Origin of the sequence: Kamptonema sp. UHCC 0994 (assembly GCF_029167235.1) — a bacterium.
Classification (GTDB): domain Bacteria; phylum Cyanobacteriota; class Cyanobacteriia; order Cyanobacteriales; family Microcoleaceae; genus Kamptonema.
The window spans coordinates 68346-82570 of the sequence record NZ_JARFTR010000125.1; the positions used below are offsets into that span (position 1 = coordinate 68346).

13 protein-coding genes are annotated in these 14225 nt (G+C 42.7%); 6 read left to right on the forward strand and 7 right to left on the reverse strand.

Going from position 1 to position 14225, the window contains the following annotated elements; genetic code table 11:
* Positions 1-87: 87 nt before the first annotated feature.
* On the reverse strand, positions 88-351 hold the full coding sequence (locus PY364_RS11885; RefSeq protein WP_275522741.1) for a DUF4926 domain-containing protein: 264 nt from the start codon (positions 349-351) through the stop codon (positions 88-90).
* A 151-nt stretch (positions 352-502) separates the two neighbouring features.
* Here PY364_RS11885 and PY364_RS11890 point away from each other — a divergent pair, with 151 nt between their 5' ends.
* The 4 genes from PY364_RS11890 (at position 503) to PY364_RS11905 (ending at position 5820) form a co-directional block, all read left to right on the forward strand.
* Positions 503-712: a CsbD family protein gene (locus tag PY364_RS11890; RefSeq protein ID WP_272031814.1), complete on the forward strand. Its 210-nt coding sequence runs from the start codon at positions 503-505 to the stop codon at positions 710-712.
* A 109-nt stretch (positions 713-821) separates the two neighbouring features.
* A complete protein-coding gene (locus tag PY364_RS11895; RefSeq protein ID WP_275522743.1) occupies positions 822-2396 on the forward strand; it encodes an NAD(P)H-quinone oxidoreductase subunit N in 1575 nt (524 codons plus the stop codon).
* Positions 2397-2716: 320 nt separating this feature from the next.
* Positions 2717-4387 (forward strand): efflux RND transporter periplasmic adaptor subunit, encoded by a 1671-nt coding sequence (locus PY364_RS11900; protein ID WP_275522745.1) that lies wholly within the window; start codon positions 2717-2719, stop codon positions 4385-4387.
* Positions 4388-4602: 215 nt separating this feature from the next.
* Positions 4603-5820: an ABC transporter permease gene (locus tag PY364_RS11905; RefSeq protein ID WP_275522746.1), complete on the forward strand. Its 1218-nt coding sequence runs from the start codon at positions 4603-4605 to the stop codon at positions 5818-5820.
* 52 nt (positions 5821-5872) lie between these two features.
* Here PY364_RS11905 and PY364_RS11910 read toward each other — a convergent pair whose 3' ends face one another.
* The 3 genes from PY364_RS11910 to PY364_RS11920 all read right to left on the reverse strand — a co-directional run bounded on the left by PY364_RS11910 (position 5873) and on the right by PY364_RS11920 (position 7885).
* Positions 5873-6712 (reverse strand): M56 family metallopeptidase, encoded by an 840-nt coding sequence (locus tag PY364_RS11910; RefSeq protein WP_275522748.1) that lies wholly within the window; start codon positions 6710-6712, stop codon positions 5873-5875.
* On the reverse strand, positions 6712-7134 hold the full coding sequence (locus PY364_RS11915; RefSeq protein WP_275522750.1) for a BlaI/MecI/CopY family transcriptional regulator: 423 nt from the start codon (positions 7132-7134) through the stop codon (positions 6712-6714). Before PY364_RS11915 ends, PY364_RS11910 begins: the two co-directional genes overlap by 1 nt.
* A 121-nt stretch (positions 7135-7255) precedes the next feature.
* Positions 7256-7885: a PEP-CTERM sorting domain-containing protein gene (locus PY364_RS11920; RefSeq protein ID WP_275522751.1), complete on the reverse strand. Its 630-nt coding sequence runs from the start codon at positions 7883-7885 to the stop codon at positions 7256-7258.
* 350 nt (positions 7886-8235) lie between these two features.
* On the opposite strand from PY364_RS11920, the gene PY364_RS11925 reads away from it, so the two are divergent.
* Positions 8236-8484, forward strand: coding sequence for a hypothetical protein (locus PY364_RS11925; RefSeq protein ID WP_275522752.1), 249 nt, complete (start codon positions 8236-8238; stop codon positions 8482-8484).
* A gap of 230 nt (positions 8485-8714) precedes the next feature.
* Here the strand turns inward: PY364_RS11925 and PY364_RS11930 are convergent, their stop codons facing one another.
* From PY364_RS11930 to PY364_RS11940, 3 genes are all read right to left on the reverse strand, one after another.
* Complete coding sequence (locus PY364_RS11930; RefSeq protein ID WP_275522753.1) at positions 8715-9905, reverse strand: DUF3747 domain-containing protein; 1191 nt, start codon at positions 9903-9905, stop codon at positions 8715-8717.
* 307 nt (positions 9906-10212) lie between these two features.
* Entirely contained in the window at positions 10213-12333 is a 2121-nt protein-coding gene (locus PY364_RS11935; protein WP_275522754.1) for an ATP-binding protein, read from the reverse strand.
* Between the two features lie 233 nt (positions 12334-12566).
* Positions 12567-13445, reverse strand: a complete 879-nt coding sequence (locus tag PY364_RS11940; protein WP_275522756.1) for a substrate-binding domain-containing protein — start codon at positions 13443-13445, stop codon at positions 12567-12569.
* A gap of 388 nt (positions 13446-13833) precedes the next feature.
* Here PY364_RS11940 and PY364_RS11945 point away from each other — a divergent pair, with 388 nt between their 5' ends.
* Complete coding sequence (locus PY364_RS11945; protein ID WP_275522757.1) at positions 13834-14043, forward strand: acetyltransferase; 210 nt, start codon at positions 13834-13836, stop codon at positions 14041-14043.
* The last annotated feature ends 182 nt before the right edge of the window (positions 14044-14225 follow it).

Consider the following 14225-nt stretch of genomic DNA (forward strand, 5'->3'; position numbering starts at 1 on the left):
TAGTCTCGATTGAAATCCCAACAGATACTTTAGAATAAATTAAAAAAATAGCGGCAATTCGAGATATGTCTGTAGAACCACTGCTTTCTAAGCAACTGCGAGTTCATATTGCAGAACTAAAATTTCATCTTCTTTCAAAATAGCCATAGCATATTCAATGCCTTGATTATCAGCAAACTCCACTAAATACTGATAGTCATTTCCTGTATCATACACTTCAACAATAGTTCCCACAAGTCCTACTGGCAAACTAGAGATAGATGCGTATTCTGGTTCCACTAGCGTTAATCTCGTATTTAAAACAGGCTTGAGAATAGCAACAGAATCCAAAAGTTTAAACTGGTTTATCATGGTTTAAGAAAAGCTGAAATTAAACGAGGATTAGAATTAGTTGAAGTAATTTCCCAGATTGTCCGAAGCTCAATACCTTAAGATGAGAGTGCCTAAGTTATGGTAAGCTCAACTTAGTGATACGATAATTAATCGCTATAAGGAGTCCAACATGAGCACAGAAGATAGAGCAAAGGCCGTTGGCAAAAACGTTGAAGGTAAACTCCAAGAAGTTTGGGGAAATATCACAGGCAGCAAAAAAGACCAAGCAGCAGGTAAGGCTAAACAAGCTGAATCCGCCGCCCGCCATGTGGTAGAAGATGCCAAGCAAACTGCAAAAGAGATCGCAGACAAGGCAAAAAAGGCGATCGATAAGTTGTAGAGACTAAAATCCAAATCAGGTTACAATCCAGTTTGGTTAAGAATTTTTAACAAGTTCGCTGCCATTGCAGGCTTTTCAGCCTGTACTACTGTATAACCTGGCTGAAAATATGGATTTTGCTACTCTTGTTGCCCAGCTAAATGCTGGAACCATCTTGCCAGAAGGAATAGTCATCGTCACCCTCCTGGTAGTGCTCTGCGGCGACTTGATCGTAGGCCGTAGTTCCTCAGCGTGGACTCCCTACGCTGCTGTTGCTGGTTTACTCGCTGCGATCGCGGCCCTCTGCTACCAGTGGGAGAGCACTAACACGATTTCCTTCTTCGGCGGTTTCAACAGCGATGCGCTAAGTATTGCATTTCGCGGCATTGTTGCCCTTTCTGCTGCGGGCACTATTTTGATGTCGGTACGCTACATCCAGCAAACCGGCACATCCTTGGCGGAATTCATCAGCATTTTGCTTACCGCTACCCTGGGGGGGATGTTCCTCTGTGGGGCCGACGAATTGGTGATGATTTTCGTCTCGCTGGAAACTCTCAGTATCTCCTCATACCTGCTAACAGGCTACACCAAGCGCGACCCCCGTTCCAACGAAGCAGCGTTGAAATACCTGCTAATTGGTTCTGCTTCTTCAGCGGTATTTCTATACTCTCTTTCCTTGCTATACGGGTTATCGGGAGGGGAAACTACATTAACCGCGATCGCCCAAGGCCTTGCTGCTGCTGATAGCGGTAACTCCCTTGGTTTAGCGATCGCATTGGTATTCGCGATCGCAGGTATTTCCTTCAAAATCTCCGCCGTCCCCTTCCACCAGTGGACTCCTGACGTTTACGAAGGTTCACCAACACCCGTTGTCGCCTTCCTTTCCGTCGGTTCCAAAGCGGCCGGTGTCGCCCTCGCCATCCGCCTCCTCACTACTGCTTTCCCCCTCGTTACCGAACAATGGCACTTCGTTTTCACCGCCCTCGCCATACTCAGCATGGTTTTGGGTAACGTCGTCGCCCTCGCCCAGACTAGCATGAAGCGGCTACTAGCTTACTCCTCGATCGGACAAGCTGGATTCGTAATGATCGGTTTGATTGCAGGTACGGAAGCAGGCTATTCCAGCATGATATTTTATCTGTTGGTTTACCTATTTATGAACTTAGGCGGTTTCGCCTGCGTGATTTTATTCTCCTTACGAACTGGTACAGATCAAATTAGTGAATACGCTGGTTTGTATCAAAAAGATCCGCTTTTAACCTTGTGTTTAAGCATTTGCCTACTATCTTTAGGTGGCATTCCGCCCCTAGCCGGTTTCTTCGGCAAAATTTATCTATTTTGGGCAGGTTGGCAAGCAGGTCTTTACCTCTTAGTATTGTTGGGGTTAATCACTACTGTAGTCTCAATTTACTACTATATTCGGGTAGTGAAAATGATGGTAGTTAAGGAACCTCAAGAAATGTCAAGTTCGGTCAAGAATTATCCAGAAGCTAACTGGAATCTTCCGGGAATGCGACCTTTACAGGTCAGTATGATTTTGACATTAATTGCTACATCCTTAGCGGGAATTTTGGCTAATCCGATATTGACTTTAGCGAATAGTTCTGTTAATCGCACTCCGATGTTGCACACTGTTGTGAGTCAGGTAAAACCTGTGGCGATGGTTTCTGTACAATCAAATCTTTCGCAATCTCAACAGGATTAATTTGTTTTTTGGGAAATTGTTAAAACGCCTGACTGTTGAGAGTTGGGCGTTTTTTTGTGGACGAATTCTGGGGGTGCGATCGCCCTCTGAGATCGATGGATTACCCAAATGTTTGCTACACAACGGGTTGACTAGGCGCAGAGTTATACCAGTTAGCAAAAAAATCTGTAATATTTTGAAATAAAGAGCTATAATTATTTATATAGACTAGCTGAGGATATCGCCCAAAATCACCCATCTGGGTGAGTCTGAGAGAGGATGCGCGATCGCCACAACTAACCTTATGCTGAAAGTAATCCTGAGTTTAACTGGTGAGTCGGATGATAATTAGCCGTGACAAGCAAACTGCTGCTCAGGTCAAAGTGACTGATTCTAAACCCTTTGAACCGCAGCCTCCCAAGAAACCCACTCGCAAATTTAATCGGTGGGCGATCGCACTGCTTGCAGTAGGTTTGCTGGCTGTACCGAGTACCATATATATAGTTAACAGTCAAGGGAAACCAAAAGCAGATATCATTCAATCTCTGACTGTCCCAGTGGAGGCGCAAAACCTGACTGTGCGAATTACGAGCTCAGGTACAGTTCAGCCAGTACAGAGAGTAAACCTGAGTCCGAAAACTTCTGGACGGATAGCAGAATTGTACGTCGAACAAGGCGATCGCGTACAGCAGGGACAACTGATCGCCAGGATGGAAAGTCGCGACATCGAAGCCCAACTGATGCAAGCTCAAGCACGGCTAGCTAGTGCGATCGCCAAACTAGACCAACTTCAAGCCGGGAATCGCCCAGAAGAAATCGTCCAAGCTCAAGCTCGCTTAGACCAAATTGAAGCCAATCTAGCACAACTGCGATCGGGTAGCCGTTCCGAAGAAGTCGCCCAAAGTCAAGCTAGTTTAAACGAAGCCAAAGCCCGTTTAGCAAATGCTCAATCAGGGAGTTTATTACAAGAAATAGCCCAAGCAAAATCTCAAATTGAAGCCAATAAAGCCGCAGCCGAACTAACAGCTCAGCGGTTAACACGAAATCGAGATTTAGTGGAACAAGGTGCAATTTCTCAAGATCAATTTGAGGGATATAAAAAAGAAGATCGCACTGCTAAAGCCAATGTACAGGAAGCACAAAGGCGCTTGCAACAATTACAAGAAAATCGGCAATCCCAGATCCAACAATTAAAAGCCGCCGTCGAACAACAGCAGCAAGCATTAAACCAAAAACAAAACGGCACTCGCCCAGAAGAAATTACTAAAGCCGAAGCCGAAGTCACAGAAGCTAGGAGCAAATTAGCCCAGCTTGTTAATGGTACTCGCCCAGAAGAAATTGCCGCCGCTAAAGCAAATGTAGCAGAAGTAAATGCACAGGTGAGCTACTACCAAGTCCAGTTAGAAGATAGCAGAATTCGCGCACCTTTTGGAGGAATTATTACCCAAAGATACGCTATTCAAGGAGCATTTGTAACGCCCACTACTTCAGCCTCGGCTACTGACTCTGCAACTTCCACCTCCGTTGTTGCTCTAGCACGAGACTTGGAAGTTTTAGCCAAAGTACCAGAGTCAGATATCGGTCAAATTAAACCGGGTCAAATAGTTGAGATTGTAGCAGATTCTTATCCCGATAAAGTATTCACAGGGAAAGTTAAATTAATCGCTCCCGAAGCCGTCAAAGAACGAGATGTGACATTATTTCAAGTCAGAGTAGCTATTGATAAAGGCAAAGACTTGTTGCAGTCGGGAATGAATGTCGATCTCAGGTTTGTCGGTCAAAAACTGAACAATGCTTTAGTTGTACCAACAGTAGCGATCGTCACTAGCAAAGGTAAAACAGGGGTTTTAATTCCTGATGAGAAAAGCAAGCCTAAGTTTCAACCCGTTACTATCGGCTCTACTATTGGCAACAAAATTCAAATTCTTGAAGGAGTAAAAGCAGGCGATCGCATTTTTGTCGAACTTCCAGAAGGGCAAAAGTTAGATGACATCATTAAAAATCGTAAATAGGTAATAGTTAGTTGTTGGTTGTTAGTTGTTGCTTGTTAGTATTCAACTATTATAGCGGTTCTCAAGTAAGTTAGGTACGTAGTTGGGCTTTAGCCCTCTGATTGTGCTTATGTAGTACGAGCATAATAGTTTATTTTATGTGTGCCTATTTAACAACCAACAACTAACAACCAACAACCAACAACTAACAATTAACAACTAACAACTAACCAAACATGGACATTATTGAAAGCGTAAAAATGGCGACAACAACATTAATGGCTAACAAACTTCGTAGTAGCCTGACAATGTTAGGAATTATCATCGGCAATGCTTCCGTAATTGCTATGATTGGTATCGGCGAAGGAGCTCAGAAATATGTCACCGAACAAGTTAACTCTCTAGGGCCAAACCTGCTATTTGTGATTCCAGGGAGCCCAGATGCCCAGCGTCGCCCCGTTGTACCACCACTGACATTAGTGCTCGCAGATGCACAGGCGATCGCACAGCAAGTTCCCTCTGTCGAAGAAGTCGCCCCCACCCTCAACGATAGCCAACTTGTAACCTACCGCAGTAACAACGCTTCCAGTTCCATCATCGGGACAACACCGGAATTTCTTTCAGTAAGAAGTTTTGACGTTGCTAGAGGTAGATTCATAACAGATATAGACTTAAAACGGCAAGAAAATGTAGTAGCTTTGGGTTCAGAAATAGCCCAAAGATTATTTGGTGATGTTGAACCAATTGGTAAATATATTCGCATCAAAAATAATACTTTTCAAGTAATAGGAGTCATGCAGCCGAAAGGTTCAAGTTTTGGCGATAACCAAGACATGAACGTATTTGTGCCTTTGACAACAATGGCAAATAGAATAGTCGGACGTTCATCTCCCTACGGTATTAGAGTAACATTTATTTCAGTTTCAGTTAAAGATGAAAGTCAGATGAAAGCGGCCCAGTTTCAAATTGAAAATCTGCTGCGGCTGCGGCATAAAATTACTAAAGACGATGATTTTACCGTTCGCAACCAACAGGATTTACAAAATACTTTGGGAGGAATAACGGGAGCTCTCAAATTAATGTTAGCTGCCGTTGCTAGTATTTCCCTATTTGTTGGCGGAATTGGGATTATGAATATCATGCTAGTTTCCGTTACTGAACGCACTCAAGAAATAGGTTTGCGGAAAGCAATTGGTGCATCTAGGCAAGATATTTTGATTCAATTTATGATTGAAGCAGTAATTTTATCGGCGGCTGGAGGTGCAATTGGTACAATGATTGGTATTGGTGGTGTGATGATAGTTGGTACTATTAGTCCTCTGCAAGCAGGAGTTTCACCAGTTGCGATCGCATTAGCCGTCGGTGTTTCTGGTGGTATCGGTTTATTTTTCGGTATTGTTCCCGCGCGGCAAGCTGCTAAATTAGACCCAATTGTGGCTTTAAGAACTGCTTAGAATTTCCTGGGGGTGACTGATAGAATTAGCGAAAGTTTTATTTAGAATTTTACTAATTGTGAAAAGGCACAGTTACTAAGGGCAAAAGCGTTAACAGTAACCAACTCCAAAACCAAGGATTCAGCCTTGGCAGTTTTTTTTGCTGTCCTAAAAGCGCTTCTATTCTTTCTTCTAACCGATGTTGCGGCCCCACAGCGCCAATAATGCAGATAATATCTGAATGTCGGTGCGGATAGCTGGCTACTAAGAGCAAAGCTTCAGCTAATAACAGAGAATCAACTTCAGCAGCAGCATAAGCATCCGCACGCATTTCTCGTAATACTAATAACTCTTCCCACAACGCTTTAGTCTGGGGTAGCCAAGCTGTAACTTGACGTAGCCAACCTAGCCAGAAAAACCAGAATGTATCCCGATAATAACAATGTGCTTGTTCGTGGGCAATAACTGCTTCGAGATGATCTCGATCGAGGGTATTTAGCAATCCTGTACTCACGGTAAATTCAGGCTGCCAAAAACCAATTACAGCAGAAAAAAGAGCTGGCGTGTTCAGGATTCTTAATGGTTTTCCGGCAATTTTTTTGAGAGGATAGCTACGAATTTGTTGTAAAAATAAATTACTATCTATAGCTAGCTTTATACAAAAAGCTGCTGCAATTACTAAAAAAGAAACTGATAAAAAATAGCTCAACCATCCATCCCAAATTCCTACCATTTCTCCGCCTGGCCCCATAAATAAAACGGCTAGGGATGTCACAATTAAAAGCAGTGGAGGAAATAGAAAGAATAACAGCGATTGCTGCCAGCGTTCTGACCAATTTCCGATTGGAGAAGACCATTTTAGCCGGAGCGACCAAGCGATTCCCAGAACTACTAAAATCAGGATTGCGTGCATTATTTTTGCTCCTCCCTCGCTCGGCGGACAGCCTGTATTCGTTGAGCAATTGCTTCTATTTGTTCTAAGCTAGCTTCATCGAGACTGTCTGCAAAAGCGGCTACTATATCGGGGTTTCCTACTGCTAGGAATTGCTGCAAACGATTGTAGGCAAATATTGCTTGGGCTTCCTGACTAGAAACTAATGGTTTCCAACTGAATGTTCGCTCTGTTTTATCGCAAACAAGCCAACCTTTTTCTGTGAGGCGACGCAGCACTGTTGTGACTGAAGCATAAGCTAATTCGCGATCGGGATCTGCTAAAATCCAGTCGTGTACTTCTTTAACTGTAGCAGAGCCTAGCTCCCAAACAATATTCAAAATCTCTGCCTCTAAAGGGCCGAGGGATAGTTGTTTAGGGCGGTAATTGGGCAGCGGTGTCATAATATCAAATCCAGTGGCATCAGTATTATAGGCTAGTAGGTTGGGTAGATCCCAGATCCACCCAACCTACTAATTATTTATTGATTCGGATGCCATCAGCCGCTTATTATACACTCTGTTTCTAGGCATTTTGCTTAGCGCGACGACGGCGAGCGGCGATCATTCCGCTAGCACCTAGTGCCATACCAGCAATTGTGAAAGGTTCAGGTACGGCTTGTACACCGATACCATTAACATCAAAACCATCGCGATCGCTACCAGCGGCGGATTTATCTACTAGCTTCAGATATTGAAAAACACCATCAAAACTCAGGGAAGCTCCTTCCGCTGTATTATAAGCACCATCTGCAATATTCTTGATCAAACCCAGACGAGTCCAAGTGCCATCTAAGCTATTGCTGGCAAAAATTTCTACTTGCTCATCATAAGCTGACTGTTTGCCATTCTTGTCTCCCCAAGTAGTTTCCCAGAGAGTTAATTTGTTTGTAAATTGGGTACCGAAGCTGAATATAGCCGATCCGCCTACGCCTAAGCTCAAAAAGTCCTTAGTGCTGCTGTAAGCGTTGAGTTGAGGAGCGCCTAGAGCATTAGCAGTGTTTCTTCTAAAGGCTTCTTTAATACCAACGCCTTCATTGAATTGTTCGACGTTAGTGGCAAAGGTGAGAGAGCCAGCAAGAGAGGGAGCGGCAACTAAGGCTGTTAAAGCTAAGGAGAAGGGTAGTGCGATCGCTGCTTTGATGGTAGTTTTCATAAGTCTTGCCTCGTTTTGGATGATTAGTGGTGCTTTCTTCTATAATTCCATCGTGCCACAGTTTTTCTGGGGTGAATAGTGTTGAAGCTAAACTTTACTAAATCATTATATTTTTAGCTGTTAATATAAATATTGTATGAATTTGACTATAGCGGTTATTAATTCCTCTAGAAAAGTAATATCTATAGATCGTTAATAAAATTATAAGTAGGTGGATATACAGCACTTTCCAGGTAAGTGAAGTACAGAGAAACCGGGTTTCTTGAATAAAACTGATTTCTGGCGAGAAATAAGCGAAGAAACCCGGTTTCTAGGGTGTACTTTATAAACCTGGAATCCGCTGTATTGCTTTGACTGCACCCTATATGCACGATGGTAGTATTAAGACTCTTGAAGAAGTTATCGCTCACTATCAAGCTGGAGGGAGAACTATTAAGCAAGGAGAATTTGCCGGAGTAGGGAGTGAAAATCCATTGAAAAGTAATTTTATTAATGGTTTTAAGTTGACAGCACAAGACAAGAAAGATTTGCTAGCTTTCCTGCGAAGTTTAACTGATGAAGAGTTTATTAATAACCCAGCATTCAGCGATCCTAATTAATTTTTAGCTGATTATATTCCCTTTTTCCCTGAGCATCGGAGCATCGTAGTCCCTAGTTTCTAGGGCGTGTTTTCAAACCTTGGAAGGGCGAATCATTCCGACATAAAACCTCGGTTTATAGCGATAATTTATCAGCCGAATGCTTCGCCCCTACATCAAATCTATAGTTTGAAAACACGCCATAGCTCCTGGGGGAAGACTCACCACCACCTTTAATTACATCCACTTAATTACTGACCTTTCACACATTTGAGCATCCGCAAAGTAGCCGCCGCCGCATAATTCCGCTTCGCAGAACTATCAGGATAAAACTGGCTCCCAACTTCATTAAGTGGAGAAGCTACCTTACAATAAGAAGACATTTGGCTAATAGTAGCAGCAGCCCAGTGAGCCTGAATATCAGAGAAATTAGTTGGCGATTGCTTAGGAGTTAATACCGGACTCATTCCCCGTGCAGATAAACCAAATTCTGCCGCGCGACGCATCACAGCCATCAATTCAGCGCGAGTGACTGGTTGAGTTGGTTTGAAAGTGCCATCTTTATAACCACTAACGATGTTCTTATCTCGCGCAAATTGAATTTTAGCTGCACTCCAGCGGGTAGTTTCAACATCGCTATAAGGTCGAGAAGATGCTTGAGTGGGAATCACAATATTTGCACCTTGTATTCCTTTCAAGGATTCTAATACTAAAGATACCAATTGCTCTCTAGTTAAAGCAAGTTGAGGTCGGAAAGTATTGTCCTCAGAGAAACCGGCCACAAATCCAAGAGCTACAGCTTCTTTAATTTCAGCAGCGTAGATATCGTTAGCAATGTCTGTGAATGTTGTTGGTGAAGGATCGACAGTACCGCCTCCGGTGTCTGTACTTCCCGGTGCAAGCTGATTGCTGGTTAAATAAAAATGTCCTAATACTTTACCTTGATAGGATCTTTTGGTAAAGCGCCAGCCCGGTTCTAAAATAACTTTCATAAAGCCATTAATAGTGCCCTGAGTTCTGCCAATAACTATTGGCTGAGCGTTGCGATCGCTCGGACTACCAACCAGTACAACATCTCCGTTAACATTCTGCAAACTCAAGCTATATTTCAATGCTAAATCAGTACCGCCCATGCGGATAGAAAAGCCGTTGCTATCAGTAGCCCGCCGGCAATCATTGGTAAAATCAAAGTTCATTAACAACGGATTGACGATGATGGGGCGACTGCCACTTTCGCTCCAGCATTGCCGCTTGTTGGGTATCTGTTCTATAATCAGCAATTGGTAACTGCCATCTTGGCGGGGTTGAGCAATGGCAGTGACATTAGCTTGCTCGATTTCTGCTTGGTCAAAAGTGAATGCGATCGCAGAACTGACTGCGCCGATTGTCAGAAGTGCTGAAGTGGCCAAAGTTGCAATTGTTTTCTTAAACGAAATTCTCATAATACCTACCGAGTTGTTTAACTTATATTTATTGAAGCCGAAGCGCCTTTGAATTTTAGGGGTTTTTGTTGTACTTCCTCAAGTGTCTCAGGATCTTAAGTTGCGATCGCCACCTATAGATCGCAGTCTACCCTAGATGGGGCTTGTTCTCAGGCGATATTAGATTTTACGTGAGGAATGCTCTGGCCGTCCACCCCTTCAACTGTCATAACCGGGTTTTTTATCGAATCAGTGGGCTGTAACGAAGTATTCTCGTAAAAAAACTGCTGGTTGAGGGAAGTCGAAACCCAGTTTCTGGGCTCCCAGCTTAAAATTTGTCGCTATCTGGGATAAAACCTGTGGGAGACTGACTAACCGGAAGCGCGATCGCAAACTCCGTACCTTTTCCAATCTCTGAAATTACCTCAATTTTACCGTGATGCTTTTCAATAATTTGATAGCAAATTGAAAGCCCCAACCCTGTACCTTGACCTATAGGCTTCGTTGTAAAAAATGGGTCAAATATCTTTGTTGTGATTTCTGTGGGAATCCCAGGGCCATTATCTCGAATTCGCACCCGCACAAACGCTCTATTTATTTGCTCCGTATGAGGCGGATCTAGTTCCGTCTCAATGATAATTTGCTTAAGCCCCGGCTTTCCCTGTGAATTCAAAGCATCAATCGCATTGCCAATTATATTCATAAAAACTTGATTCAGTTGTGCAGGATAGCACTCCACAGGCGGCAAAGGTTCATATCGTTTAATCAGTTCAATTCCCTCTTTAATTTTGTGATTTATAATCAATAAAGTGCTATCAATTCCCTCGTGGATATTGACCCGTTTAAGTTCCGCTTCGTCAAGGCGGGAAAAATTGCGTAAAGACAGTACAATCTGACTTATACGCTCAGTACCCATCTTCATCGAAGACAAAATTTTTGTCAAATCCTTCTTGATAAATTCAAAGTCTATGTCTTCAGTAATATTCTGTATTGCAGTTGTTGGTATCGTATATTCTTGCTCGTAAATACTACACAATTTCATTAAGTCTTCAACATAAGTATTGACATATTGAAGATTGCCGCTGATGAAACCGAGAGGGTTATTAATTTCGTGGGCAACTCCCGCCACCATCTGGCCCAAACTAGACATTTTTTCTGCCTGAATTAATTGGCTTTGAGTGTCCCGAAGATTTTGCAATGCTTGACGGAGTTGGTGGTGGGTTTGCAAAAGTTGTTCGTGCTTTTGAGAAAGTTCTTTCGTCCTTTCTTCTACCCGGTTTTCCAAATTATCGCGGGCTATTTCTAGCTCTTGAGTGTGTTCTGCTACCCGACCAATTAGATTATTTAAAGATATTGCTAACAATCCTACTTCATCGCTAGTAGTAACGGGAGCTTGCACAGTAAAATTAGCTTCCCGCGTTGCTTTTTGAGCTACTTTAGTTATAGCTTCTATCGGGCTTGCGATCGCTCGCGCTATCTTGATGCCAACAAAAGTAGTGAGGGTCCCAGCTAGCAAGAAAAAAATCCATAAATTCCTCCACAGTGCTTGTTTAGCTTCGTCTAGTGGCACAACAGAATTGAGCAGCACCACAGTCATAGAAGAATTATTTAGCCCAGAAAGCACTACACTTTTGGCAAAATATTCTCCACCCGCGATGCTGACTCGTTGTGGACGAGCTTCTTGGAGCGATCTTACCCAATAAGAATTGCTCTTAACTATTGGCAAAGTAGAAGCGATCGCAAGTTTTTCTTGATTAAATGCTATCAGGTGTTCCCGCGTACCAATAGTCAGCTTTTTGAGTAAATCATCCCTGATTAAAGTGCCAATAATAATCGCGCCGATAATACCATCTTTAGACTTTACAGGTGCAAATCCAACTAAAATAGACTGCAAATGTCCATCTACTTTTTTAATACTTACCAAATCAGATAGATATACGCCTTTGAGTGCTTGGTCGAATGCTGTTTTATCGTCAAGTATTGAATCAGCTAATGCCTGATCCTGTAGGTTCGCTAGTACGATACCATCTTTGTCTACTACCTTAATCAAATCGAGTAGCAAAGTTGTTTTTAAAGGCAGTAAAATCTGGAGGAGTGCGGTAGTGTCGTGCTGGTTTACTGCCGAGCGCACTGCCGCTGTATTTCCTACTAGCTTAGTTTGCAACTGCAAGTGCTGTTCTTCCCGGTGAAAGTCTCGCAAAACCAGTGATGAAAGAGCCTCTACTTCGCCGATCATCTGCTGTTCCAAGCTGCTAGAAAACCAGTAGCCGAAGCTAATCATTAATACCACCGCCTGGGTGAGGATTACCAACAGGAACGGGACAACAATTTTCTGGTTTAAAGCCAGTTTTGAGTACATACTTTTTAAGCGGAGATTCTGCCACAATCTTTGAGCATTTTTAGTGCTAGCTGTTAGTAAATTTTTGTTAAATAAGTAGCGAATCTGCATTTTTTATGAGCTTGAGAAACAACTATAGAGGCATTACCAGCGAGAGCATCCTAATTTTGTAGGAGCCTTGGCGAAGCCTGCGGCACAGTCAAGAGTATTCTGGCAGATAAGTTATTCGTTATTAACAGCAGAGATTCACTACGTTCATGCTTCGCCCCAGGGATATATTTGTAAAAAAAAGATGCACCCTTACCAGCTAACCATGCTTACACGGTGAATCAGCAACACTTTGTTTACTTCTTCGCAGTAGATGGCACAAATCCAGATTGTAGCAAGTCTGTACCTGCTTCTTGGCTAGAAACAAAATCGATAAATCCTTGGGCAGTTTGACTGGGAGTAGTTTTGAAGACAATGCCGATAGTCCTCACCATCTGATATTTTCCAGCTTTGACATTTTCCACTGTGGGGGCTATGTTATCAAGACTTAGGCGGTTGACTGACAGATTGTTTGCAGTGGCATAAGCGAGGGAGAAATAGCCGATAGAATTGGGCGTGTCTTGCACTGCTTTAATTAATTCCGCTTCTTGCGACATCAGCACTGCGGATGAAGTTATTTTTAAATCTTTTCCCAGGTAATACTTCCGCAACAGCTTTTTGGCTGATTCGTCTTCAGGGCGATCGAGTACAACAATTTTAGCATCTGGGCCACCTAAATCTTGCCAATTTGCGATCGCACCGCTATAAATCCCTTGCAAATCTTTTGTTTGTAAATTTTTCACCCCTTTAACACTCTGGTGAGTGGCTACCATCAGGGCATCTTTGGCAATCTCGTGATAGGTTAGTTGACCGTTATTTTCCTCAGCTTTTAACTGACTGCTGAGAGCACCAATGTCAACCAAACTGTTTTTTACTCCAGCAATTCCCCCAGCACTTTGATTTTCAGGCAAAAAGATAATTTCCGTGTTTTTTACTTTTTTTTCGTAGGCTTTGGTGAGTACCTTTAAGGCTGGATAAACTGAACCGGAACCGCTAATTTTAAGTGTTTGCTGCGATTGCGTCTCTACGTTTTTCTGAGCGGTAGTTACTGGCGCACAGCTAGTCAAGCTCAGCAAGGCGGTTCCTGCTGTTAGCTGTGCTAAGATCAAAGTTGCGATCGATAATAAGCGTTTCATTGAGTTTACTCCTCCATATTGCCAACATTTTCTACCTAATGATTAATATTAGCTCAATAACATCCTCCTTAAGAGATAAAAATTATGTGGATTTGAAAATTGGTACTTCGTGCCTAAGTCCTATCGATTAACCCTGGTATTCAAGCTTATTGAGAATTGCGTTCGTCATATTTAGCAGCTTGCGTAAGTTCTGAATGACTTGGAAATTAGCAGCCTCAAGTCTACTAATAAATTACACTATAGAGAGATACGCGAACACTTATAAAGTTTTAAAATCGCAAATAGTGAGAAAAAAATGCTAATTCTTAGATAAGACATAAGCTTAAATTGTTTATCTAGTGAATTCGTATTCAACCCTCACTCACATTCGCTTAATTAAGGAAAATCTATGCTTTTAAAAGAAAAAGAATCTGGAACCCTGGTAGAAATCTTAGATGTAGAGGCATTGTTAAGCCCTATGAAAAACGAAGTTTCTGGGCAAAGCCAAGCTGGTGAAGAGGAGCAACAACCGGATACTTTTGCTAAGGAAAAATTAATTTTTCCTTCCGGTGAAAAGCTGCCTCGCTGTTGGTTTGATGCCAATTATACAACCAACTGAGTTCTAATTTTGAAAGAGAAGAAGATTACCTCTATCTAAATTATAGCAGTTTCCAAGTGAATTGAATACAGCCTCCTCAGCCCTCCCCGATACCTTGGGGAGAGCTAGGGCGTGTTTTCAAGCCCGCTTGAGGGTTCTCGCATTCGGACACAAAACCTCGGTCTATGGCGATAATTTATCGC